Source organism: Chromobacterium sp. FG22 (assembly GCF_057809415.1).
This window is the reverse complement of the sequence record NZ_JBMDJX010000001.1, coordinates 280722-306033: the sequence shown is the minus strand read 5'-3', so window position 1 is coordinate 306033 and position 25312 is coordinate 280722. Positions and strand designations below refer to the sequence as shown.

Below are 25312 nucleotides of genomic sequence, written 5' to 3'. Positions count from 1 at the left end.
TTATGAAAAGCGTAATCGATCTTTCCGTCGTCATCCCGGTATACAACGAGCAGGACGTGCTTCCGGCGCTGTTCGACCGCCTCTACCCGGCGCTGGATGCGCTGGGCGTACGTTATGAAGTCGTCTTCGTCAACGACGGCAGCCGCGACAAGAGCCCGGCCATGCTCGCCGCGCAGTTCGACCTGCGCCCGGACGTGACCCGGGTAGTGCTGTTCAACGGCAATTTCGGCCAGCATCGCGCCATCCTGGCCGGCTTCGAATACAGCCGAGGCGAGCGGGTGGTGACGCTGGACGCCGACTTGCAGAACCCGCCGGAGGACATCAAGCTGCTGCTGGCGGAAATGGACAAGGGACACGACTACGTCGGCTCCATCCGCCGCCAGCGCAACGACAGTCTGTGGCGCCATCTGGCCAGCCGCGCGATGAACCGCCTGCGCGAGAAGCTGACCCGCATCAAGATGACCGACCAGGGCTGCATGATGCGCGCCTACAGCCGCCGCATCATCGACACCATCAATCAGTGCAACGAACTGCACACCTTCATCCCGGCGCTGGCCTATCAGTTCGCGCAGAACCCGACCGAAGTCACCGTCGGCCATGAAGAGCGCTTCGCCGGCGAATCCAAGTATTCGCTGTACAGCCTGATCCGCCTGAACTTCGACCTGATGACCGGCTTCTCCATCGTGCCGCTGCAGCTGTTCTCGCTGCTGGGCATGCTGGTTTCCGCCGGCTCCGGCGTGCTGGTGGTCTATCTGGTGCTGCGCCGCCTCATCGTCGGACCGGAAGTGGGCGGCCTGTTCACCCTGTTCGCCATCGCCTTCCTGCTGATCGGCATCGCGCTGTTCGGCATCGGCCTGCTTGGCGAGTACATCGGCCGCATCTACCAGGAAGTGCGGGACAGACCGCGCTATGTGATCGGCGCGGTGCTGGAGCAAAAGGACAAGCCATGAAAGCCGTGGTCTTCGCTTATCACAATGTCGGCGTGCGCTGCCTGAAGGCGCTGATCGGCGGCGGCGTGGAAGTGGCGCTGGTGGTCACCCACCGCGACAATCCCAAGGAAAACATCTGGTTCGCCAGCGTGGAGCAAGTCGCCCGCGACTACGGCATTCCGGTGATCACCCCGGACGACCCGAACACGCCGGAAACGCTGGCCCAAGTGCAGGCCGCGCGGCCGGACTTCCTGTTCTCTTTTTATTACCGCCACATGCTGAAGGCCCCGCTGCTGGAATCCGCGGCGCGCGGCGCCTTCAATATGCACGGCTCGCTGCTGCCCAAATACCGCGGCCGGGTGCCGATCAACTGGGCCATCATCCACGGCGAAACCGAAACCGGCGCCAGCTTGCACGTGATGAACGTCAAACCGGACAACGGCCCCGTCGTCGACCAGATGGCGGTGCCCATTCTGCCGGACGACAACGCCGACGAAGTGTTCGCCAAGGTCACCGTGGCCGCGGAAATGGTGCTGGCCCGCAGCCTGCCGGCCCTGCTCGCCGGTCAGACCGAGTTCCGCCGGCAGGACTTGAGCCAGGGCGGCTATTTCGGCGGCCGTAAGCCGGAAGACGGCCGCATCGATCCGCGGGCCGGCGCCGCCCAGCTGCACAACTTCGTGCGCGCGCTGACCCACCCGTTCCCGGGCGCCTTCGCCGACACCGAAGGCGGACGGCTGGTGATCTGGAAAACCCTGCGCGCCGGCGGCCACGGCCAGCAATTGCAAGCGGCCCGGCTACACTCAGAACACGGCGCGCTGTGGCTGGACGCCGTGGACGGCGACCGCCTGAAGGTTCTGTCCGCCACGCTGGACGGCGCGGCGCTGGATCCGGCGACGACACTGACGCTGACGCTGGCCTGAGGCGGCGGACTCACGGAATACACATGCAAATCACAGCTCCCTTCCGGGGGGCGATGAAGGAAATCTCAATGAAAAAAGTACTGATCCTCGGCGTCAACGGCTTCATCGGCCACCACCTGACCAAGCGCATCATCGAAACCACCGACTGGCACATCTACGGCATGGACATGCACGATGACCGCGTGGCCGAGTGGAAAGACCATCCGCGCTTCCACTTCTTCGAAGGCGACATCACCATCAACAAGGAGTGGATCGAGTACCACGTGAAGAAGTGCGACGTGGTGCTGCCGCTGGTGGCCATCGCCACCCCGTCCACCTATGTGAACAATCCGCTGCGCGTGTTCGAGCTGGACTTCGAAGCCAACCTGCCCATCGTGCGCCAGTGCGTGCAGTACAAGAAACACCTGGTGTTCCCGTCCACCTCGGAAGTCTACGGCATGTGCCATGACGAAGAGTTCGACCCGGAAAACTCCGAGCTGATCTGCGGCCCGATCAACAAGCCGCGCTGGATTTACTCCTGCTCCAAACAGCTGATGGACCGCGTGATCCACGCCTACGGCATGCAGGAAGGCCTGAACTACACCCTGTTCCGCCCGTTCAACTGGATCGGCGGCGGCCTGGACAACATCAACACGCCGAAGGAAGGCTCCAGCCGCGTGATCACCCAGTTCCTGGGCCACATCGTGCGCGGCGAAACCATCAAGCTGGTGGACGGCGGCCATCAAAAGCGCGCCTTCACCTATGTGGACGACGGCATCAGCGCGCTGATGAAGATCATCGAAAACCAGGACGGCAAGGCTTCCGGTCAGATCTACAATATCGGCAACCCGGCCAACAACTACTCCATCCGCGAACTGTCCGCGATGATGCTGGACCTGGCCCGCGTCTACCCGGAATACCAGCTGAACGCCGACAAGGTGAAGATCGAGGAAACCACCTCCGGCGCTTACTACGGCAAAGGCTATCAGGACGTGCAGAACCGCGTGCCCAAGATCGCCAACACCATGGCGGACCTGGACTGGAAACCGAGCGTGACCATGGCCGACGCGCTGCGCGGCATCTACGACTACTACCGCGACCAAGTAGCAGCCAGCCGCGACCTGTCCGAGTAAGCGGCTCCCGGCGCCAGGCGAGATAGAAAGCCCGGCGCCGGTTTCAGAGATACCCCATGAAAAAACTCGCCCTTAAAATCGACGTCGACACCTGGCGCGGCACCCGCGACGGCGTGCCGCGGCTGATGCATATGCTGCAGCAGCATCACGCCAAGGCCACGTTTTTGTTCAGCCTGGGCCCGGACCATACCGGCCGCGCGATCAAGCGGGTGTTCCGTCCCGGCTTCCTGTCCAAAGTGTCCCGCACCTCGGTGGTGGAGCACTACGGCATCCGCACCCTGCTCTACGGCACCGTGCTGCCCGGCCCGGACATCGGCAAGCGCGAGGCGGAACTGATGCGCGAAGTGCGCGCGCAGGGCTTCGAGGTCGGCATTCACACCTGGGACCACATCAAGTGGCAGGATTACGTCGCCGGCAAGGACGCCGCCTGGACCCGCGCCGAAATGCGCAAGGCGGCCGAGCGCTTCGAACAGATCTTCGGCGAGCCGGCGCGCACCCACGGCGCGGCCGGCTGGCAGATCAACGACGCGGCGCTGGCCTATGAGCGCGAACTGGGCATGCTTTACGCGTCCGACGGCCGCGGCAGCCACCCCTTCCAGCCGGTGGACGCCGCCGGCCAGCCCCTGGGCGTGCCGCAGCTGCCCACCACGCTGCCGACGCTGGACGAATTGATAGGCCTGGACGGCCTCACCGCCGACAACGTCCATCACCATATCCTGGCGCTGACCGAAGAAGCGCCGGCCACCGGCCATGTGTACACCCTGCACGCCGAGCTGGAAGGCCTGCGTCTGGGCTATACCTTCGAGCATCTGCTGGTGGGCTGGCAAGCCCAGGGCTATCAGCTGTGCAGCTGCATCGAGCTGTTCAGCAGCCTGGACGCGGCCGCGCTGCCCGCCGGCCGCGTGGTGATGGGAGAGATTCCCGGCCGCAGCGGCACGCTGGCGCTGCAAGCCTAAGAACCTGTTACGATCTGCTGCGCGTCGTGAGACGTGGCACGGCGAGTACGGCTTCGAAATGCTCATGTACCACGCGTACATTCCGCTTTCTCAGCCGCAACGCCTTGTCTCGCCTTAGCTCGCGAGATCGTAAACACGTTCTAAGAACCCGTGTTCTATCTTTTAGGGCTGAAACGATAGCCCACCCAGCCGCCGCCCGGTTTCATTTCCCGGCCGGCGGCGTCTGCGCGGCCAGTTGGTCCAGCATCGCGCGCAAAGCGTCCATGCGTTCGTCCAAGCCTTCCGCGCCGCCCTGCAACAGCATGCCCTCCAGTTCCCGCGCCAATTCCGCCAGCTCGCGCTGCTCCATGGTCAAAGCCGCGCCGGAGATCCGGTGCAGATGCTGGCTGGCCGTGGACCAGTGAGCATGCTGGACCGCCCGCACCGCCTGGCGGTAATCGCGCTCGTTATGCTCGATGAACATCTGCCATAGACCGCTGACCTGAGGCGGAGATTCGACGGCCTCGGAGACCGGCGCCGCGTCCGGCAGCCACATGAGCAAGATATGCTGCAAATCCCTGAGTCGCAGGGGCTTGACCAGCACGCCGTTCATGCCGCTGTCCATGCACCGTTCCCGGTGCAGATCGTCATTGGCCGCGGAAATCGCCACGATGGGCAGCAAGGCGCCGCCCTCCTCGCGCTCCCATGCGCGGATGCGCCGCGTCGCCTCGTAGCCGCTGATGTCCGGCAGGCTGCAGTCCATCAGGATCAAGCGCACCTCCGGGTGTTCCTTCAGGATGGACAAGCTGCTCATGCCGGTGCTGGCCACCGTGGCGCGGCAGCCCAATTGGCGCAGCTGCTCGCAAATCATCAGCTGATTGGCCGGATGGTCTTCCACCACCAGCACCAGCTGCCCCTGCCCCACCGCCTGCGGCGGGCCGGAGGCTTCTTCCTCCGCCGCCTCCTTGACCAGCGCCGGCCCCAAACGCACCGGCAGCTTGATGGTGAGAATGGTCCCGGACGCGCCGTCGCTGTCCAGCGTGATGCGCCCCTGCATCAACTCCACCAAGCGCTTGCAGATGCTCAGCCCCAGCCCCGAACCGCCGAACTTGCGGGTGGCGACGGAATCCGCCTGCACGAAAGCGTCGAAAATATTCTTCTGCGCCGCCAGCGGCACGCCTATGCCGGTGTCTATCACCTGGCACACCAGCACGCCGCGCTTGCGGCTTGATTTTCCGCGGCGCAAGTCCGCCTTCAGCGTGACCGTGCCCTTGTCGGTGAACTTGATAGCGTTGGACATCAGATTGTGCAGCACCCGCTGCAAATGCGAAGCGTCCAGCCAGAAGGCGCGCTCCGGCAGTGCATGGACGTAGCGCAGCTCCAGCCCTTTCATCTTGGCCGCCAAGGCGTACAGCCGGACCTGGTCTTCCAGAATGGAGCCGACGTTGACGAAGGACGGGTCCAGGCTTTCCTGGCCCGCGTCCAGCCGCGAGGCGTTGAGAATATTGTTGAGCAGTTGCAGCAGGCTGCTGGCCGCCAGATTGGATTGCAGCACCAGCTCCCGCTGTTTCTCGCCCAAGGACATGGTCTGCAGCAGTTCGCCGGCGGCGATGATGGCGTTCATCGGCGTGCGGATTTCATGACTGACCACCGCCAGAAACTCGCTCTTGGCCGCTTCGCCCGTCCTCGCCTTGCGCAGCAGCAAGGTGGTGGTGCGTATCACCAGCAGCAGGACGAAGAACAGCAGCACCAGCAGGGTGCCTTCGCCGGCGTAACTCCTGAACACGCTGGAGACGGACGGCCGCGGCGCTACTTGCTCCTCCCAGGCGGAGCGGGCGGCGTCGACGTCGTCGGCCGACATCGTGTCCAGGCTGCGCCGCAGGATGGCGTAGAGCAAGGGCTGGTGCTTGCTGACCCCCATCCGGTAAATGGCGTAATAGCCGGGCAGCGCGCCGGAGCTGCTCAGATCGGGGAAACGATAATTCAGCAGGAAGCGCGCGTAGCTTTCCGGCACCAGCCCGATGTCCGCCCTCCGGTCCTGGATCGCCAGCAAGGCCTGAGTGGGCGTCTCCGCCGCCACCAGGTCCGGGTTGGCGTGATCGCCCAGCAGCCAGGAGCGCGAGTTGTCGTTGAAGATGAAGGCGAGCTTGCGCCCGTGCAGATTATCGTGGTCGAACACCACCGGGTAGTCGCGGCGCGTGATCGCCATCAAGGGCTGCGAGGAATACGGCTGGGTGAAGTAGTAATTCTTGTTCAGGTTCAGTTCGCCGATCGCGTCCTGATTGATGCTGGCCAGCATCATCGCCCGCCCATTGCCGCTGGCCTCGATCAGGGCCTGCGCCGAATGCACTTGCACGATATTGAAGCGCAAACCGCTTTTCTCGCTGACGTACTGCAGGAAAAAAGCCTCGACCCCCTTGTAATGGACGTTGCTGTTCTTGCGCTTGGCCGCCGGTTTGGACCTGAGCACGTACACGTCCACCACCGGATTCCGGCTGACCCAGGCCTCTTCCTCCCGGCTCAGCGGGATCTTGCTGCCCTGGTCGGCGCAAGCGGACAAAACGCCGCACAGGACGAGCAGGCCGCTCAAATGTTGAAATCGCACCGCTACTCCAATTTGGAGTTCAATAAAAACAACTCCCTGTCCGTATTGATGCCCAGTTTCTGGAAAGCCGCTTTTTTCTGAGTGCTGACCGTCTTGATGCTGCGCGAGAACTTCTCCGCGATCTGGCTGGTGCTCATGCCGTCCAGACAGCAGCGCACCACCTCGCGCTCCCGCGGCGACAAACGCGCATACGGGTCCAGCGTCCGCCCCTCCTCCAGCTTGATGTCGCCCGACAGCAAGAGATTCATCTCGCTCATCATCTTGACGGTCAGATACACCCGCCCGGCATAAACGCTGTGGATGGCGCCCGCCAGCGCGTCCACCGGCTGCGACTTGCTGAAAAAACCCCTGGCGCCCGCGCGCAGCATCAGATTGACCGTTCCTACCAGGTCCACCGACGACAGCACCAGGACCTTGCACTCCGGATAACGGACATTGATGGACTGAATCAGGTTCAGCCCGTCCACCTCGTTGCTGCCCAGGGAGAAATCCATCAACAAGACATCCGGCAGCCGCTTGCGGAAAACCGCCAGCAACTGGGTGCTCTGCGCGAAACTGCCGACAATCTCGAACTCCGGGTATTGCTTGAGCTTGGCCTCCAGCCCCACCCTGACCACGTCATGGTCATCCAGAATCATCAGCGATATTCTTTTTCTCATGCCGTTCTCGTTAAAGTTGACCAATTCGCTTCCCGCCGCATCCCCTGTCCCGGCGGAACGCCTTGGGGCCGCGCCTAATCGCCCGCGCCGCGCGCGCTCCACTCCTCCGGCGCCTGCCGCGCCAGCTCTATATAACGCGACGGCGCCATCGGGCGGTACAGGCCGAAGCCCTGGCCGGTCTCGCAGCCCATCTCCCGCAAGGCCTTGACGTGGCGTGTGCTCTCCACGCCCTCGGCCACCACCTGCAGATTCAACTCCTTGCCCAGCAGGATGGAGGAGCGGACGATTTCATAATGCCGCGAGCTCTCCAGCATCGAGGCGACGAATAATTGATCAAGCTTCAAGGACGAAAACGGCATGGCGGACAACATCTTCAGCGAGGAGATGCCTATGCCGTAATCGTCGCAGGCAATGTCGAAACCATTGGCGCGCAGCTGGTTCAGCGCCACCATCAAATCGAGTCCGATTTCCGGCTCCAGGTTTTCCGTCAGCTCGATCACCAGCAGCGAGCGTTCCAGCTTGGTCTTGTCCCAGCGCATGGTGATCTCGCGCACGAGATTGGGCGACGCCAGGGTAGCCGCCGACGCGTTGATGGAAATCGGCAAGCGCACGCCCTTCGCGTTCAGCGCCTGCTGGGTGGAGATCACCCCGCTGAGCACATGGAAGAACAGCAGCAGATCCAGGCCCAGCTTGCTCACCACCGGCAGAAACACCGATGGCCGGATATTGCCCCGCGTCGGATGCATGCAGCGCGCCAGCGCCTCGGCGCCGACCACCACCCCGTCGCTCAAGCGCACCTGCGGTTGCAGGTCTATCGAGATATTGCCTTTGGAGCACAAGGCCTCGATCACCTCCTGCTCGCTGAAAGGCCGGGTTCCCAAGCGCCCCGGCACGCCGTTGACTCTGGCCGCCTCGGCCATGGCCGCGCGCGCCAGTTCAACCTGGCGCAAAAACTGCGCGCATTCGCCGTCGTCCATGGTCGGATGCGCCGCCCAGACGTAGTTGAAGCCGGCCTCGCGCGCCAGCCTGACGTGCGACTCCTGCAACAGCTTGCCCGCGGCGCTGTGCCACAACAGCATGGGCGCGTCGGCCAGTTCGCCGCGACGCACGCCGGCATGCACCTTGGCGATCAATTCGGCGCCGCCGCCGTCCGGCATCTGAATATCGCACACCAGCAAATCCACCGGCTCGCGCAGCAATTGCTGTTCCGCCTCGCGAATATGGCCGCAATGGCGAATATTGCGAATGCCGGCCTGCGACAGCATGCGCTGAAGGCGCTCATTGTCCCGCGATGATCCGGACACCACCATGACATTAAGATTTTCCATGGATTCCCTACCATTTGGAATACCGACAGCTGAATATCCGCCACGCCCGCGTTGGCGCGCTGTCACGTTTCAACATCCCAAAAAGCATACGATTGATCAGCTTAATTTCCGGACTTGCTTTAGCTAATTCGATAATGACAATGTGGCGGCACATTGCCGGAAGGACGCGGCCAAGGTCAATGAATCTAAAAAAATCATTCAAGGCCGAAAACCCGGTCCGGCAAGCTTCTCCGCCCTCGCCCGGCAGCGGCGGGAAACCGCGCTGCCGCTGCCCGCTTAATTGACATCGCCAAGCAAGAGCCGTCATTCAATGAGCCGGCCATATCGGTTCAATTCACAGCGCGCAGCACACCCGCGCGTCCTATGGTCATCGTTCCGGAGACGCCTGCTCGGGTGTGGAATCAAACTGAATCACGCCGTTCTATTTAGGGCTTGTAGACGCCATGATAAGAAAATCCGCTGAAATCAAATATAGGATTTATCTTAAAAACAAATCCAATTGTCATTTTTGTTTTTTAAATATATTTACAATATAAAAACAGGAATCAATTAAACATTAAAAACCGGCATCATCACGAATGGAAAGCGTCAAACGCGCACGCGGACTCCAAGCGGCATGGACAAACGCGACCGGCAATGGATTGGGAAAGGGAAACAATAAGCGCTGGCGAGCGAGCGCAAGACCAGGCCTTATGGCGCAGCAAGCGGAATCACAAGGAGGGAATGGGCATGGCTAAGCTGAACTCGCCGTGCAAGGCTTTATCCGCGCAGCGGGCTTTGAACAGCTTAGCGCAGGACCTGGCGGCAACGCCCCCTGGCCTGAAATCAGGCGAACGGTTTCGCGCCGGGCCTCTAAGCCGGCGCGGCAAGACTCCGCGGGCGGTCAGCCGCGCTTGTTCAGGCGCAGGGTCAAGGTCAACTCGCCCTCGCCGTCGTTCTGCGACTGGATATTCTTCAAAGTGATGCCCGTGGGCAGCAGCACGCTGATGCCGTGGCCGACGCCGTACTTGGACAGGGTTTTCTCCAGCTGCCGCGCCATGCCCTTGGCCGGCAGCTTCGCCTCCTCGTCCAGCGCGAAGCCGTAGGATTCAGCGGCGGAGCCCATGGCCTGGTCCACCTGCTCGCGCGGCACGAACTTCTCGGCGGCGCTGGCCAGTTGGCGGGCCGACACGTCTTCCTCGCTGCTCACCAGATTGAGGAATTCATCCTTGAAGCGCGCCTGTTGCAGCGGGTCCTCTATCTCCTCCGACAGCTGCTCCACCACGCTGGCCATCATCTTGCTGCTGGACGCCTTGTCCGGCACCCGCATCGCTTTCAGGAAATCGTCCAGCCAGAACTTGGCCTCGCGGCTGAGCCGGTCCACCGCGTAGACCGTGGGGCCGTGCTCCAGGATCAGCGCGCCCTTGTCGATCAAGCGCGGATTGATGCCGGACGCGTGGCTGATGTCGAACACGTCGCCGGACTCCACCACGGTAAGGAAGTCGTCGCGGATTTCGGACTTGAACACCCCCAGCGCGCGCAGTTCGCGATCGCCGTCGTTGAGACCGGAAAACAGGATCACCAGCAGATCGCCGGCGTTGATGTTGGGATGCTGCGAACGCGCGTACAAATGCTTGGCGATGCGCTGGGACACCGCCAGGAAATCCAGCTCGCCGCGGAAGAACTGCCGGGTGTAATGGTAGATTTCGTTCAGATTCAGGTCGGACTCATGGAAAAACTGATGCTGGCGCTTGTCCGACACGATGTTCTTCAGATAACCGCCCAGCAACAGCGAGGACACTTCCTCGTCCACGGAGCTGGCCCGCTCGGACAGGCGCGCGCCCTCGCCGCGCGCGGCATTGCCCACCCGGTGCACCACCAGCCGCTCCACCCTGCATTCGCCAATCGCCAACATTTCCGCGCTCCCGCCTAAAAATCGAATGCGCGATTATTGCCACTGCGCCCGGGCTTGGCAACCGCGAAAGCGGCCGGCTATTCCGGCAAGGCCAGCGGATCGTCGGTCAGGGAGTCCGCCAGAAAGTCCATCAGCAGCCGAACCTTGGGCGACAGCTGGCGGTTATGCGGCGTCAAAGCCCAGATGCCCTCTTCCGGCTCGCGGTAATCGGCCAGCACCTCGATCAGCTCGCCGCTGCTCAAATAGGCGGCGACGTAGTAATCCGGCAATTGCGCCAGCCCCAGGCCCAGCCGCGCCGCGTGCGCCAGCGCGTGGCCGCTGTTGCAGCGCAAGCTGCCCTTGATCCGCACCTGCCGCCTGCGGCCGCCGTCCAGCAGATGCCAGTGCTCGCCGCTCAAAGACAGGCAGTTGTGGCGCTCCAGGTCCGCCGGTTCCAAGGGCGCGCCGCAGCGCTCCAGATAGGCCGGCGCGGCGCAGACATGGTGCCGGCGCGAGGCCAGCCGCCGCGCCATCAGCGTGGAGTCGCTCAGATGGCCGATGCGGATCGCAAGATCGTAACCGTCCTGCACCAGGTCCAGCACCTCGTTGGACAGGTTCAAGCTCGCCTCCAGCTGCGGATGGCGTTGCAGGAAACGGGTCAACAGCGGCGCGATATGGCTTTGGCCGTAAGCCAGCGGCGCGGTCAGCTTGAGCTTGCCCTGCGGCTGCGCCTGATGGCGCGAGATCGCCTGTTCCGCCTCCTCCAGCGAATCCAGCAGCTGCCGGCAGTGGCGCAGATACAACGCGCCGATCTCGGTCAGCGCCTGATGGCGGGTGGTCCGGTACAGCAATTTGGCGCCCAAGCGCTGCTCCAGCTGCGTGACCTGGCGGCTGACCTGGGCGACGGAAATGCCCAGCGCCAGGGCCGCCTTGGTGAAACTGCCCTGTTCCGCCACGCTGACGAATTCGCAGATGCCTTCCCAACCCAACATTATTCCACCTCGGAAAAAATCATTTACCAATTGCCACGATTATCTATTCAAACCCGAGAAATACAATCAAAGTTTTGCCGTCGCCCGGCCTATGGCCCGCGGCGGCGATCCAACACCAAGGAGGGCTCATGAGCCAGGACATCATCAAGTGCAAGGCCGCCGTGGCCTGGGCCGCCGGCCAGCCGCTGAGCATAGAAGAAGTGGAAGTGCAGCCGCCGCGCGCCGGCGAGGTGCGGGTGAAGATGGTGGCCACCGGCGTCTGCCACACCGACGCCTTCACCCTGTCCGGCGAAGACCCGGAAGGCGTGTTCCCCTGCATCCTGGGCCATGAAGGCGGCGGCGTCGTCGAATCCGTCGGCCCCGGCGTCAGCAGCGTGGCGGTGGGCGATCACGTGATCCCGCTGTACACCCCGGAATGCCGCGAGTGCAAATTCTGTCTGTCCGGTAAGACCAATCTGTGCCAGAAGATCCGCGCCACCCAGGGCAAGGGCCTGATGCCGGACGGCAGCACCCGCTTCTCCAAGGACGGCAAGCCCATCTATCACTATATGGGCACGTCCACCTTCGCCGAATACACGGTGCTGCCGGAAATCTCCCTGGCCAAGGTCAATCCGGCCGCGCCGCTGGAAGAGGTCTGCCTGCTGGGCTGCGGCGTCACCACCGGCATGGGCGCGGTGATCAACACCGCCAAGGTCAAGGCCGGCGACAGCGTGGCCATCTTCGGCCTGGGCGGCATCGGCCTGTCCGCCATCATCGGCGCGCGCATGGCCGGCGCCGGCCGCATCATCGGCATCGACATCAACGAGAGCAAGTTCGAACTGGCCAGAAAGCTGGGCGCCAGCGATTGCGTCAACCCCAACGATTTCGATAAGCCCATCCAGGACGTGATCGTGGACATGACCGACGGCGGCGTCGACTTCTCCTTCGAATGCATAGGCAACGTCAAGGTGATGCGCGCGGCGCTGGAGTGCTGCCACAAGGGCTGGGGCGAATCGGTGATCATAGGCGTGGCCGGCGCTGGACAGGAAATCTCCACCCGCCCGTTCCAGCTGGTCACCGGCCGGGTATGGCGCGGCTCCGCCTTTGGCGGCGTGCGCGGCCGCAGCGAGCTGCCGGACTACGTGGAGCGTTATCTGAAGGGCGAATTCCGCCTGGACGACTTCATCACCCACACCATGCCGCTGGAGCGCGTCAACGAAGCCTTCGATCTGATGCACGAGGGCAAGAGCATCCGTTCCGTGATCCATTACTGAGCCGGAGAGCCGCGTGAACCTGGAAAACATCAGCGCCAACAAATCGTTTGGCGGCTGGCATCGGCAGTATCTGCATGATTCGACGACGCTGGGCTGCCGGATGCGCTTCGCCGTCTACCTGCCGCCGCAGGCCGGCGCCAACCGGCGCGTGCCGGTGCTGTACTGGCTGTCCGGCCTGACCTGCACCGACGAGAACTTCATGCAAAAGGCCGGCGCGCAGCGCGTGGCCGCGGAACTGGGAATGGCCATCGTCGCGCCGGACACCAGCCCGCGCGGCGCGGAGGCGGCGGACGACGAAGCTTTCGATCTGGGCCAGGGCGCCGGCTTTTACCTGAACGCCACTCAGGCGCCGTGGGACCGTCACTACCGGATGTACGACTACGTCAGCCGGGAACTGCCGGCGCTGATCGAGGCCAACTTCCCCGTCACCGGGCTGCGCGCGGTGGCCGGCCACTCCATGGGCGGCCACGGCGCGCTGATCTGCGCGCTGAAGCGGCCGCAGGACTATGTCTCGGCATCGGCGTTCAGCCCCATCTGCCACCCGGTCAACGCGCCCTGGGGGCAGAAGGCTTTCGCCGCCTATCTGGGCGAAGACCGCGCCGCCTGGGAAGCCTGGGACGCCAGCCTGCTGCTCAAGCACGCGCCGCGGCAACTGCCCCTGCGCGTGGACATTGGTCTGGCCGACAGCTTTCTGGACGTGCAATTGCAACCTGAGGCGCTGGAGAAGGCGGCGCGGGACTGCGGCTACCCGCTGGAACTGCACCGCCACGCCGAGTACGACCACAGCTATTACTTCGTCGCCAGCCTGATCGAGGAGCAGTTGCGCTTCCACGCGCGCCACCTCGGCTTGTGAGACGGCGGAACGCAAAAAAGCCAGGCATAGCCTGGCTTTTTTGTTGAATCTGGTGGAGGGAGAAGGATTCGAACCTTCGAAGGCAGAGCCGTCAGATTTACAGTCTGATCCCTTTGACCGCTCGGGAACCCCTCCAGAGAGAGGCGGATAATATAGCTCCGCGGCGACGGCGTCAATCACCTGCGCGCAATCCCCTCCGCCAACGCGCCGTCTCCAGCCGCGGATTTGGCAAATCTGCGCGCGCGGACGCTCAAGCGCGCCAAGAAAGCGCGCCGTGCCATTGGCATGATCTCGCCATCGGGGACACGCCCCGACATACGGAGACAAGCCATGCAGACCCTTTCTCTCGCCGCCCTGTGCCTGAGCCTGGCCGCCGCCTTGCTGGCGCAGCCGGCGCTGGCCGCGCCCAAGCTGCAAAAAGCACCGCACCAGGCGCAAGCCCGGCCGAAACAAGCGCCGCCGCCGCGGCAATGGCAACAGCGTCCGCCAAGCGACGCTCAATCCCGCTACCAGTTGCCGGACGAGCGCACGGTGATCGGCAAGCCCAAAAGCAAGCTGATCCGACGCGCCGCCGTCGCGCAATGCCCGGATGTCGGCGCCATGGCCGGCTACAGCGGCGCGGCCTTGGCCAACTACCTGGCCGGCCTGCCCGACTACACCTGCACCTACGGCCTGTTCTCGCTGGACAACAAGCTGGCCGCCACGCTTTACAGCACGGCCAATCTCAACGCCGTCGCCGGCCGCTTCGCTCAGGAGGCCGCCGCCTACAACGCCGGCTCCATGGCCCTGGTCAACCTCACCCTCTACCTGCGCGCCGGCTACTACCTGGCCAGCGGCGGCGCCTTGCCGGCGCTGGACCCCAATCTGCTCGCCGTGCTGCGTCCCGGCATCAAGCAACTGGCCGACGGCAACGCGCTGTTCTCCGCCAACGCCCAGGCCTCCACCACCGCCGGCGAGGTGATGAAGCTGATCACCAATATGGCGGACGAGGCCTATTATCTGCCCAGCATGCGCGCCATCGTGCAGCGCTACACCAATAGCGCCAGCCAGCCCAACGCCGCCCAGTCCCTGCGAGAAACCACCGCCAACCAGGGCTTCACCGGCGCGCTGACCGTGTTCTTCTACGCCCATGGCCGCGCCAACGCCGCGCCGCTGCTGCAGAACGACGGCAGCTATTCGGCGGCGCTGACCCGCTTCGCCCTGGCCAACAAGAGCAGCCTGCTCGGCACCGAAAGCGCCTTCCAGCTGGGCGACGCCACCCGCGAAGGGCTGCGCTTCATGCAATACCCGGCGCTGAAGCCGGCGATCAAGCCGCAAGCCCAGGCCATACTGTCCGGCAGCAGTATGAGCGGCAACGACAACGAGCTGTGGCTGGCCGCCGCCGAAGCGGTCAAGTATTACGACGCCGCCAACTGCGCCGACTACGGCACCTGCAATTTCGAAACCCGGCTCGCCGACGCCATCCTGGTCAACCGCTACACCTGCAGCGCCAGCATCCGCATCCGCGCCCAGGAAATGAGCGCCGAGCAACTGCAGTCCTCCTGCGCGCTGCTGCAAAAAGAAGAGTCCTATTTCCATCAGATGCTGCAGACCCGCAAGCAGCCAGTGGCCAACGACAACAACAGCTCGCTGGAAGTGGTGGTGTTCGACGACTACAACAACTACGCCAAATACGCCTCCATCATCTACGGCATCAGCACCGACAACGGCGGCATGTATCTGGAAGGCGACCCGGCCGCGGCCGGCAACCAGGCGCGCTTCATCGCCCACGAAGCCTCCTGGCTGCGCCCCGCCTTCAAGGTCTGGAACCTGGAGCACGAATACATCCACTACCTGGACGGCCGCTTCGACATGTACGGCGACTTCGGCGCCAGCACCCGTCTGCCCACGGTCTGGTGGATTGAAGGGCTGGCCGAATACCTGTCGCTGGGCAACGGCAACCAGCCGGCCATCGACGCCGCCCGCAGCGGCAACTACACCTTGAGCCAGATCTTCGGCAACACCTACGACATGACGGACTACGTGACCCGCGCCTATCGCTGGGGTTATATGGCCACCCGCTTCATGATGGAGCGCCACCGCGGCGACGTGGACGGCTTCCTCGCCCGCTTCCGCAGCGGCGATTACAACGGCTACCGCAGCCAGATCCAGCTGATAGGCAGCCGCTACGACGCCGAGTTCGCCAGCTGGGCGCAAAGCGCCACCACCGCCGGTCAGCCGCCCTTGCCGTCCGAGCCCGGCCTGCCGCCGTGCAAGGAGGCCTCGCCCAGCTATCTGGGCAAGAACTGCTCCATCGGCGGCCTTTCCGCCTCCGCGTCCGGCGCGGCCTACGCCACCATCCTGCTGCCGGCCGGCGCGCGCAACCTCAAGCTGTGGACCAGCGGCGGCAGCGGCGACGTCGATCTCTACGTGGCGCTGGACCGCTACCCGACGCCCGGCAATTACGACTACGCGTCCGCCGTCGCCGGCAACGAGGAAAGCGTGGCCATCGCCGCGCCGCAAACCGGCCGCTGGTACTACCTGACGCTGCAGGCGCGTCAGCCCTTCGCCAACGTCACGGTCAGCGCCAGCTACGACTAAGAGTCCGTTTACGATCTGCGGCGCGGGGCCTTACGCGGTGAGTACGGCTTTGAAATGCTCATGTGCCGTTTGCACCGCTCGCTTTCTCGGCGGTTCTCGCCTTGCCCCGCCCTCGCTCGCGAGACCGTGAGCAGGCTCCCAAACCGGTTCAAAGCCCGGCGCCCGCCTCGCCAAGCCAAGCCGCCGCGGCCCGTCCGCGGCGGACTTGCAAAATGGGTTGAATTAATGCATTTTGTTTTCAAACAATGCTTAATGAATGACATCAAGATTGGATAGCCCGGTCCGCCTCAGGCGGCCGGCTGTTTCCTTGGAGCGCAACACACCGTAAACCGCTTAAAAGGCCGCCCGCCATGTCCATGCCGCCGCAACGCCCCTACATCGTCAGCGATCTGAACGCCATGCAGGCGATGGCGGCCTTGTTCGATCAGTTGCCCGACGTGGTGTTCGCGGTCAAGGACCTGGACAGCCGCTACCTGGCCTTGAGCGAGGGCTGCGTCGGCCGTTGCGCGCTGCGCAACAAATGGCAGGCGGAAGGCAAGACCGCGCACGAACTGTTTCCCAGCGCCATGGCTAACCGCTACCGCAGCCAGGATTTGCAGGTGTTCTCTGAACGGCGGCCGGTGCGCAACCGGCTGGACCTCACCGTCTACCACGACCGCGCGCCCGGCTGGTGCCTGACCAACAAGCAATCGCTGCACGACCCGGACGGCCGCCTGCTCGGACTCGTCTGCATCTCCAAAGACCTGACCGAACTGACCCGCGAAAAACTGCTGGACGAGCGCTTCGCCGCCTGCGTCGATCACATCCAGACTCATTTCGACCGCCCCTTGCACCTGGAGGAGCTGTGCGATCTGTCCGGCCTCAGCGTCGGCCAGATGGACCGCCGCATGAAGCGGGTGTTCCAGGCCAGCGTCGGCGAATTCATCCGCCGCACCCGGATGGAAGCCGCCTGCCACGCCATCCAGCACAGCGGCCGGCCGCTGGCCGACATCGCCGCCAGCTGCGGCTTTTCCGATCAAAGCGCGCTGACCCGGCTGTGCCGGCAAATGTTCGGCCTCAGTCCGCGCCAATTGCGGCTGCGGACGCCGCCCGCCGCGGCGACCATGGGCGCGGCCGCCTGGGCCGCCAGCCCCTGACCAGGCCGTCGCGCGACGGACTTCGCACGGGTTCCCGGAACGGGTTCACGCGAGCTAAGGCGGGACAAGGCGAAAACCGCTGAAGGAGCGAAGTGCGCATACGGCGCGTAAGTATTTCGTAGCCGGTTTCAACGCCCTTTATCTATCCATTCCGCCGACGCGCAGCAGACATCGAACGGCTTCTCAGGCCCCGCCCCGCCAGGCCACCACCGTCGCCACGCTCTGCCAGGCCGCGCGCAGAATGCGCTCGCAGGCCGCAAACGGCGCCTTGCCGCCGTCCAGCATCCCGTACATGCCCTCGAACAAGCGCACCAGGAACTCCGCGGTGATGCCCACCTCGATATCCCGCGGCAGCTCACCCTGGGCGATGGCGCGCCGCAGCTGGCGGCGCACATAGTGCATGGTGGCGCGGTCCATCAGTTCGCGACGGCGCAGGATGCCGCGGTTCTCCCGGTTGCGCTCGCACTTGTGGTACAGAAACTCCGTCACCCGCTGCGCCGGCCCCGGTTCGTGGAACTGGCGCAGGTAATACATGCCCACCGCCACCAGCGTCTCGCCCGCCGACGCCCGCTCTGCCGGGAAACGCAGCGCGTCCAGTTCGAACACGCGGTCCACCATGGCCCGGCACACTTCCATCTTGTTGTCGTAATGCCCGTAGACCGCGCCGCGCGACACCCCCGCCTCGTCGGCGATTTGCGCCATGGTGGCGTTGGCCACGCCCTGCCGCAGAAACACCCGCTCCGCGCCGTCCAGGATCGCGTCCCGGGTTTTTTGCGATTCTTCCTTGGTTTTCCTGGCCATATCCGCCTCTGAACTTTTCCCCAGATGCTACCTCAAAGGATTAATTAATCAAGCGTGATTGATTAATTAAACGGACGACACTCGGCGCGCTCAAGGCAAGGCGCGCCGGCCTGGCGTCCCTCGATCTTTTGAAACTCTTCTTAGGCACTACCCATGTCACACACAACGACAAACCACCGCGATCTGGACACGTTGCCGGTGTCCAAACTGTTCTGGCAATACACCATTCCCTCCCTCGCCGGCATGCTGGCCACCGGCCTTTACGTGGTCATAGACGGCATCTTCGTCGGCCACTTCGTCGGCAGCCACGGCCTGGCAGCCATCTCGCTGGCCTACCCGCTGGTGATGATGCAAGTGGGCCTGGGTGCCATGCTGAGCATGGGCGCGGCCACCCGCATCGCCATTTTGCAAGGCGGCGGCGACTATGATCGCGCGCGCTCCACCCTGCTGGCGGCGCTGGCGCTGCTGGCCCTGATCAGCCTGGCCATCCCGCTGCTGGGCCTCACTTATCTGGACACCCTGCTGCAATGGCTGCAAGCCGACAAGCAGCCTATCGTGATGGCGGAAGCGCGCAACTATCTGCAATGGATGCTGGGCGGCGCGCTGTTCACCATGGGCCAGATGGTGGCCACTTATCTGCTGCGCAACGACGGCCGCCCGCGGCTGGCCACGCTGCTGATGGTGATAGGCTCGCTGCTGAACGTGGTGTTCAATTACCTGTTCGTCGGCGTGTTCAAGCTGGGCCTGGCCGGCTCGGCCCAGGCCACCTTGCTGTCCGAATCGGTGGTGATGCTGGGCGGCCTCGGCTATTTCTTCACCCGCCACGCGCGGCTGCGCCTGCGCTTGACGCACCTGCGGCTGGACTGGCGCTGCTGCGGCCCCGTCCTGGCGCTGGGCCTGTCCAGCCTGCTGATGGAGTTCAATCTGGCCTTGCTGATGTTCGCCCACAACTTCCAGCTGCTGCGCTGGGGCACGGACCTGAGCGTGGCCGCCTACGCCACCGCCGGCTACAGCGAGGCCTTGTTCACCCTGGTGGTGCACGGGCTGGCAGTGGGCCTGCAGCCGCTGCTCAGCCACTCCACCGGCGCCGGCCGGCCGGAACGCACCCGCGAAGCGCTGCGCTACGGCCTGCGCGTCACCCTGCTGCTGGGGTTCACCGCGCTGGCGGCGGTGCAGCTCTTCCCCACCCTGATCGTGCGCATGTACAACAGCGAAGACCTGGCGCTGGTCGCCGCCGGCAGCCACGCACTGCGCCTGCACTTGCTGGCCATGCCCTTCGACGGCCTGGTGATCATCGGCATTCTCGCGCTGCAGGCGATGGCGATGACGCGGGCGGCGCTGCTGCTGACCATAGGCAAGACCCTGTTGCTGCTGCCGGCCTTGTGGCTGTTGCCGCTGTGGCTGGCGCTGGACGGCGTCTGGCTGGCGATGCCGCTGGTCAATCTGCTGCTGGGCACGGCCGCCGCACTGGCCTTGTGGAGCGCCTTGCGCCGGCTGAAACGCGAAGAGAAGCCGGCGACCGCGGCCTGATCGCTTCCGTTCTCAACCAATGGCCGGATTTCCGGCCATTTTTTTTAGACATTGGCGAACCGGTTCCAATTGCCATTGTCTATATCCTTCGCGCGCACGTCGCGCCTCCTTGCTCTTGCCCCCCCGCTTCGGCCCCCGGCCGCGCCCCGCCGCGCTTAAAGCCTGCTCCACGTCTCAGACAAGGCGTCGAACAGCGTCTTAAGGCGTGTTTACGATCTCGCGAGCTAAGGCGGGACCAGACCTTGCGGCTGAGAAAGCGGAATGTACAGGGGGTACACGAGCATTTCGAAGGCGCACTCGCCGTGTGACGTCTCACGACGCTCAGCAGATCGTAAACAGGTTCTTAGGGGTCGCGGGATCCCGGGCCGATTCGTATAGTGATAGCACCCGTCTGTCGGCGCCCGCGCCGCGGCTTGACTCCAACCCGTCAATAACAAGGAAAACAATGTCTCTGACCACCATTCCCCGCTGGACCGTCGCCGCCCCGCTTGTCGCCTGGGCCGCAATCGTGGCAGCGCCCACCTTTGCCGCCTCCGCGCTGTTCACCGCCTTGCTGGCCGTCTTGCTGGCCGGCACCGTCTTCGCCGCCGTCCATCACGCAGAAGTGGTGGCGCACAAGGTGGGCGAACCGTTCGGCACGCTGATCCTGGCGCTGGCGGTGACGGTGATCGAAGTGGCGCTGATCGTCTCCTTCATGCTGGCCGGCGGCGAAAGCAAGCTGGCGCTGGCGCGCGACACCATTTTTTCCGCCATCATGATCACCTGCAACGGCATCGTCGGCATCTGCCTGCTGCTGGGCGGCCTGCGCCATCGCGAACAGAACTTCCAGCTTAGCGGCGCCAAGGTGGCGCTGACCGTGCTGGCCGCCATCTCCGTGCTGGCGCTGGTCTTGCCCAATTACGGCACCAGCGAGCCCGGCCCGCTGCTCTCCTCCTCGCAACTGGCCTTCACCGGCGTGGTGTCGCTGGTGCTGTACGGCGCCTTCGTCTTTGTGCAGACCATACGCCACCGCGACTACTTCCTGCTGGAAGGCAGCCGCAGCGAGGACGAACACGCGCCGCCGCCGTCCGTCAAAGTCACGCTGACCAGCCTGGCGCTGCTGCTGGTCTGCCTGGTGGGCGTGGTCAGCCTGGCCAAGCTGCTGTCGCCGTCGATCGAAGGCTTCGTGGCCGCCGCCGGCGCGCCGGCCGCCGTGGTGGGCATCATCATCGCCGCCCTGGTGCTGCTGCCGGAAGGCTTGGCCGCCGCCAACGCCGCGCGCGCGGACCGGGTGCAGACCAGCCTCAACCTGGCGCTGGGCTCGGCGCTGGCCTCCATCGGCCTGACCATTCCCACCGTGGCGATGATCTTCGTGGCGATGGGCGAGCCGCTGATCCTGGGCCTGGAAAACAAGGAAACCATCTTCCTGGTGCTGACCCTGCTGGTCAGCTCGATGTCGCTGGCGGTGGGCCGCACCACCATTTTGCAGGGCATCGTCCACCTGGTGATCTTCGCGTCCTTCGTGTTCTTCGCCATCAGCCCCTGAGCGCCTGCTGTACGCAAAACAAAACCGCCAACCGTTGCCGGCTGGCGGTTTTTTCATTGGCGGACCTGGTTCTCAGAACCGGTTCATGATCTCGCGAGACAAGGCGAAAACGGCTGAGAAAGCGGAGTGTACACACGGTACATGAGCATTTCGAAGCCGGTACTCACCGTGTGACGCCTCACGACGCGCAGCAGATCGTGAACCGGTTCTCAGACCGACATCGCTTCCAGCACCTTGGCGCTGTCCACAATCTGCACGAACTTGACGATCTTGCCGTCCCGCAGCGTGTAAATGTGGGCGAAAGAGGCGACGAAGCCCTTGCCGGTGGCGCGGTAAACGCCGTGGTAGAAGCCCTGGGCGATCACATGCTCGCCGGCGTCGTAGAAGCTGTCCACCGCCGCGCGGTAACCTTCCCACTCGCGGCCCAGCCGCTCGTGCACGTTCTTGACGATGGACTCCGCGCCGACATAGGTGCCGGCGTAAGGGAAGCCGGCGGCTTCGGTCCATTCAGCGTCCGGTGCCAGCGCGGCCAAGAGATTGCGGCCGTTGGCCTCGGAATCGCCTTCATAGGTGGCGCGGACGATGTCCACATTGCTCAGGTGGCCCTGGCCCGGGGTTTGATTAGCGTTCATGGTGTTCCATCCAAAAATCGGTTTGCTCATGCCCTTCCTTCATTGCGGCAACACACAGCTGTCCGGCCCGCAAGCCAGCGTCTCCGCCGCGGCCGGCGTCGCGCTGGACGCGGCCTGGCTCAGGCGGGCGCGCCAAGCGTCCGGCCGGCCCAGATAAGCGCCCAGGTCCAGCACCGTCAGCCGGCCGTTTTCCTCCAGCGCCAGCGTGGGGAAGCCCTGGCCGCCCACTTGGGCCAACAGCCGGCGGCTTTCCTCGAAGTGGGCGTCGGTGGCCGAGCCTTCCAGGCGATGGTAAGCCGCGGCGAAAGCCTCCGCGTCCAGGCCGATATCGGCGGCCAGTTCGGCCAGCACCGGGAATTCCGCGATACGACGGCCTTCCACGAAGTGGGCGCGCTGGATGCGATGCAGCAGTGCCAGCCCGCCGCCGGCCGCCTCCTCCGCCGCCAGCACGGCGGTGGTGGGCGGCGCGGAATCCATCACCGCGCCGTGGTCCTTGAGCAGGCCGTCGAAATACGCTTCGCCGAAAGGCTGGCCGGAGACTTCAGCGATGCGGCGGTCGTGCGGCAGCACGAATTGGCGCCACTCAGGGCTGACCCGGCGGCGATTGGCGCCCACCATCATGCCGCCGCCGTGCAGCGCCACCGTCAGGCCCGGCACGCCGCGCGCGGCTTCCAGCAAGGGCGCGGCGCCGTAGCACCAGCCGCAGAGCGGATCGAAAATAGTGTGCAAAATAATGCCGGACATGGCGGTTTCCTTTCTTGCGCCGCCCGCGACGCGGGCGGCCATACATTCAAATCATCAGACGTAGAAAGCATCAAGGGCGGCAAACGAATCCTGAGGCAAGGCGCGCCGACGCCGGCAGTACAGGGAGTACGGCAAGTCGGCGCCGCGCAGCATCAAGACTTTCGCTGGCTGCCCTCAGAGCCTTATTGCGGCCACTTCATCTCGCCCTTGAGCACCTTGGCGCTCAGTTCCAGATCCGCCACGCCGTCCAGCTTCGGATAACGCTGCTTCATCGCCGTCACCAGCTCGGCCGAGTTCTTGGCCTTGGGCAGTTCCGCTTCCAGCGTTTTCAGGTAGTCGCTGGTGAACTTCACCGAAGCCAGGGTATGCGGCGCGTTGTTCAGGAAATGACCGGGCACCACGACCTTGGGCTTCAGCGCCTGCAGGTTCTTCAGCGACTTCTGCCAGTCGGCGCGGTCTTTCGGGGTTTGGGTGTCCGCGGTCCAGACATGCATATTGCCGTAGGTCAGCACGCCGCCCATCGCGGTCTTGATCGACGGCGCCCAGATATAGGTGCGGTCCGGGGTCGGGCCTTTCAGACCCATGACTTGCAGTTTCTGGCCGTCCACTTTCAGGGTGTCGCCCTGGATGGGTTCCGGCACGATCACGGTCTTGGGCGCGTTGTCCTTCAGGATCGGGCCCCAGTAGGCCATCTTGCCGTCCTTGGAAGCCTTGATCGCTTCAATGGTGGCGGCGGTGGCCAGCACCTTGGCGTCCGGGAAAGCGGCCTTGATCACATCCAGGCCAAAGTAGAAGTCCGGGTCCGGATGGGAGATGAACACCGTGGTCAGCTTCTTGCCGCTGGCCTTGACCTTGGCCACCAGAGCCTCGGCGTCGTTGCGCTGGAACTGGGCGTCGATCAGCACGGCCTCGCTCTTGCCGGTGACCAATTCCGAGGACACCGGGAACAGGCTCTTGGCGCCGGGGTTGTAGACATCGACTTTCAAAGCGTCGGCTTGGGCGAAGGCGGCGGACATCAACAGGGCGCCTGCTACAAAGCTGCCGGAAATGCGGTGTTGGATCATGATGGTTTCCATTTGGTGAATTTGAGATCGGTCGGCTTGGTAGCAAGCCTGATGTGAATCATAGATTGCTATTTTCGAATCAAAAACCGGATAATAAGCAATGGTTAGTTGCATGAATCGAGCGAATCATGGATAGGATCACCGCGGCGCAAGTGTTTGTGACCATTACCGAACGCGGCAGCCTGGTGGCCGCGGCGGATACGCTGGACATGTCGCGGGCGATGATCACCCGCTATCTGGCGGAAATGGAGGAATGGGCCGGCACCCGGCTGCTGCATCGCACCACGCGGCGGCTGAGCCTGACTCCGGCCGGGGAGGAGACGCTGGCGCGTTGCCGGCAGATGTTGGAAATCGCCGGGCAGATGCCGGCGGCCAACAGCGCGGACCCCGGTCAGCCGCAGGGCCTGCTGCGCATCAGCTGCGCGCAGTCTCTGGCGCAGGACGCGCTGGCGGCGGCGGTAACCGAGTTTCTGCGCCGCTATCCGCAAACCGCCATCGATCTGCAGATCAGCAACCGCGCGGTCAATCTGGTGGAAGAAAGAATCGATCTGGCCATCCGCATCACCAATGCGCTGGACCCCAGTCTGATCGCCCGGCCGCTGGCCAGTTGCGCGTCGGTGATCTGCGCCTCTCCCGCCTATCTGGCCGCCCACGGCGCGCCCAAGCGGCTGGAGGATTTGTCTCTGCACAACTGTCTGACCTATTCCTATTTCGGCAAGAGCTTGTGGCGTTTCCAGCGTCACGGCGAGCAGTTGGCGGTGCCGGTCAGCGGCAATCTGAGCGCCAACGAGTCCATGGTCTTGTTGTCCGCCACCGCGGCCGGCGCGGGCATCGCCTTGCAGCCCTTGTATTCCGCCGCGCCGCTGATCGCCAGTGGTCAGTTGGTGGCTTTGTTGCCGGAGTACCAGCCGCAGGAGTTGGGCATTTACGGTATTTACGCTTCGCGCCGGCAGATGCCGGCCACCTTGCGAGCGATGCTGGATTTTCTGGTGGAGCGTTTCGCCAGCGATCCGGCCTGGCAGGCGCGTACCGCTGGCGGCTGAGTGGGGGACTGTGAACGCTTCGCTGAGCCGAATATGGCAGGTGCAGCGTTTTTTAATGATTAATCTGTTGAATCCGCTACGCGGATATTGATTTAGGTGCCGCTTTCCGCGCGGCGAACGGGGAGGGGGCGGGCCGCCGCCCCCTTCCAGCCCCCCTCGTCCCCCAGGACGCGAAACCCGGAGCGCGCCCCGAGGGGACACTTGGGCGCTACACAAGGTGGTCTTTTTTGAATAAGAAAGGTGGTTTAGCGAAGCGGGTCATTTCTGTGAATAACTTGACCCCATTGCTCTTGTCTGTGGATAAGCCTAGCTCCCTAAAAGAAAGCATGTATCCGACGCGCCCCTGGTCCCTTCAAGCCTGCCGCCGGGTGGCAGGCCCGAGGTTTTAAGCGGCTGCCCTGTTTGAGCGATTTGACGTTAGCAAATCGCGAGTTCAGCCGCGCCTCGGGCCTGACGGGACCCGGCGGGAAGCCGTAGGCCAGGCTTGCAGGGCGGCCTTTGGGGTGTTTACGTGCGAATCTTTGATTCGCTCAGTGATAGGGAATTTGGCCGAGTTGTTCCCCTTCCTGCCCGCCGGGCAGCCCCGGTAATGAAAATCATCATCCGCGCAGCGGATTCAACCCCCCCCCACCTAGCCAAAGCAACCGCCCCACCTTGACCCCGCCCGCCCCCTCGGCAACAATCCCCCCGTTGCCGCCAAAACAAGCGGCACACGGGATTGGCGTCCCGTCGCTAGCATTAACCCCCGACCCGCGCAGCAATTGCGTGGCCTGCTTTACCATCCATGACCACGCCATT

20 protein-coding genes and 1 tRNA gene are annotated in these 25312 nt (G+C 64.0%); 11 read left to right on the top strand and 10 right to left on the bottom strand.

The features are described from left to right. Positions 1-2 precede the first annotated feature (2 nt). From ACODSD_RS01440 to ACODSD_RS01425, 4 genes are all read left to right on the top strand, one after another. Entirely contained in the window at positions 3-950 is a 948-nt protein-coding gene (locus ACODSD_RS01440; RefSeq protein WP_107800794.1) for a glycosyltransferase, read from the top strand. Next, complete coding sequence (locus tag ACODSD_RS01435; RefSeq protein ID WP_488876631.1) at positions 947-1849, top strand: formyltransferase; 903 nt, start codon at positions 947-949, stop codon at positions 1847-1849. The genes ACODSD_RS01440 and ACODSD_RS01435 overlap by 4 nt, the downstream gene beginning before the upstream one ends. A 68-nt stretch (positions 1850-1917) precedes the next feature. Beyond that, the gene (locus ACODSD_RS01430; protein WP_107800796.1) at positions 1918-2961 is read left to right on the top strand and encodes a bifunctional UDP-4-keto-pentose/UDP-xylose synthase; all 1044 of its coding nucleotides are present in this window, start codon (positions 1918-1920) and stop codon (positions 2959-2961) included. A 56-nt stretch (positions 2962-3017) separates the two neighbouring features. Beyond that, positions 3018-3917 (top strand): 4-deoxy-4-formamido-L-arabinose-phosphoundecaprenol deformylase, encoded by a 900-nt coding sequence (locus tag ACODSD_RS01425; protein ID WP_107800797.1) that lies wholly within the window; start codon positions 3018-3020, stop codon positions 3915-3917. A 202-nt stretch (positions 3918-4119) separates the two neighbouring features. Here ACODSD_RS01425 and ACODSD_RS01420 read toward each other — a convergent pair whose 3' ends face one another. From ACODSD_RS01420 to ACODSD_RS01400, 5 genes are all read right to left on the bottom strand, one after another. Beyond that, complete coding sequence (locus tag ACODSD_RS01420) at positions 4120-6501, bottom strand: ATP-binding protein (protein WP_158274356.1); 2382 nt, start codon at positions 6499-6501, stop codon at positions 4120-4122. A gap of 2 nt (positions 6502-6503) precedes the next feature. Next, complete coding sequence (locus ACODSD_RS01415; protein WP_146176722.1) at positions 6504-7160, bottom strand: response regulator transcription factor; 657 nt, start codon at positions 7158-7160, stop codon at positions 6504-6506. A gap of 74 nt (positions 7161-7234) precedes the next feature. Beyond that, a complete protein-coding gene (locus ACODSD_RS01410) occupies positions 7235-8488 on the bottom strand; it encodes an EAL domain-containing response regulator (protein ID WP_227105357.1) in 1254 nt (417 codons plus the stop codon). Between the two features lie 883 nt (positions 8489-9371). Then, a complete protein-coding gene (locus tag ACODSD_RS01405) occupies positions 9372-10382 on the bottom strand; it encodes a nucleoid-associated protein (protein ID WP_227105359.1) in 1011 nt (336 codons plus the stop codon). A 77-nt stretch (positions 10383-10459) separates the two neighbouring features. Then, entirely contained in the window at positions 10460-11353 is an 894-nt protein-coding gene (locus ACODSD_RS01400; RefSeq protein ID WP_235086081.1) for a LysR substrate-binding domain-containing protein, read from the bottom strand. Between the two features lie 128 nt (positions 11354-11481). Here ACODSD_RS01400 and ACODSD_RS01395 point away from each other — a divergent pair, with 128 nt between their 5' ends. After that, positions 11482-12606 (top strand): S-(hydroxymethyl)glutathione dehydrogenase/class III alcohol dehydrogenase, encoded by a 1125-nt coding sequence (locus ACODSD_RS01395; protein WP_488876630.1) that lies wholly within the window; start codon positions 11482-11484, stop codon positions 12604-12606. Between the two features lie 19 nt (positions 12607-12625). Then, a complete protein-coding gene (gene fghA / locus ACODSD_RS01390) occupies positions 12626-13459 on the top strand; it encodes an S-formylglutathione hydrolase (RefSeq protein ID WP_199226038.1) in 834 nt (277 codons plus the stop codon). 50 nt (positions 13460-13509) lie between these two features. On the opposite strand, the gene ACODSD_RS01385 is transcribed toward fghA, so the two are convergent. Beyond that, a tRNA-Tyr gene (locus tag ACODSD_RS01385) sits at positions 13510-13594 on the bottom strand. 195 nt (positions 13595-13789) lie between these two features. Between ACODSD_RS01385 and ACODSD_RS01380 the strand changes: the two genes are divergently transcribed. Together ACODSD_RS01380 and ACODSD_RS01375 are read left to right on the top strand one after the other, a co-directional pair. Further along, positions 13790-16039, top strand: a complete 2250-nt coding sequence (locus ACODSD_RS01380; protein WP_488876629.1) for a M9 family metallopeptidase — start codon at positions 13790-13792, stop codon at positions 16037-16039. Positions 16040-16389: 350 nt separating this feature from the next. Continuing rightward, entirely contained in the window at positions 16390-17175 is a 786-nt protein-coding gene (locus tag ACODSD_RS01375; protein WP_253314160.1) for an AraC family transcriptional regulator, read from the top strand. A gap of 183 nt (positions 17176-17358) precedes the next feature. On the opposite strand, the gene ACODSD_RS01370 is transcribed toward ACODSD_RS01375, so the two are convergent. Next, positions 17359-17976, bottom strand: a complete 618-nt coding sequence (locus tag ACODSD_RS01370) for a TetR family transcriptional regulator (protein ID WP_488876628.1) — start codon at positions 17974-17976, stop codon at positions 17359-17361. Between the two features lie 153 nt (positions 17977-18129). On the opposite strand from ACODSD_RS01370, the gene ACODSD_RS01365 reads away from it, so the two are divergent. Next, a complete protein-coding gene (locus ACODSD_RS01365) occupies positions 18130-19506 on the top strand; it encodes an MATE family efflux transporter (RefSeq protein ID WP_488876627.1) in 1377 nt (458 codons plus the stop codon). A gap of 445 nt (positions 19507-19951) precedes the next feature. Then, entirely contained in the window at positions 19952-21031 is a 1080-nt protein-coding gene (locus ACODSD_RS01360) for a calcium:cation antiporter (RefSeq protein ID WP_107800807.1), read from the top strand. 209 nt (positions 21032-21240) lie between these two features. On the opposite strand, the gene ACODSD_RS01355 is transcribed toward ACODSD_RS01360, so the two are convergent. The 3 genes from ACODSD_RS01355 to ACODSD_RS01345 form a co-directional block, all read right to left on the bottom strand. Continuing rightward, positions 21241-21663, bottom strand: a complete 423-nt coding sequence (locus tag ACODSD_RS01355) for a nuclear transport factor 2 family protein (protein ID WP_227105369.1) — start codon at positions 21661-21663, stop codon at positions 21241-21243. A gap of 39 nt (positions 21664-21702) precedes the next feature. Next, positions 21703-22407, bottom strand: coding sequence for a DsbA family protein (locus ACODSD_RS01350; protein WP_488876626.1), 705 nt, complete (start codon positions 22405-22407; stop codon positions 21703-21705). A gap of 182 nt (positions 22408-22589) precedes the next feature. Further along, positions 22590-23471 carry an MBL fold metallo-hydrolase gene (locus ACODSD_RS01345; protein ID WP_107802004.1) on the bottom strand — a complete coding sequence of 294 codons (882 nt, stop codon included), beginning with the start codon at positions 23469-23471 and terminating at the stop codon, positions 22590-22592. Between the two features lie 128 nt (positions 23472-23599). On the opposite strand from ACODSD_RS01345, the gene ACODSD_RS01340 reads away from it, so the two are divergent. After that, positions 23600-24514 carry a LysR family transcriptional regulator gene (locus ACODSD_RS01340; protein WP_107800809.1) on the top strand — a complete coding sequence of 305 codons (915 nt, stop codon included), beginning with the start codon at positions 23600-23602 and terminating at the stop codon, positions 24512-24514. The last annotated feature ends 798 nt before the right edge of the window (positions 24515-25312 follow it).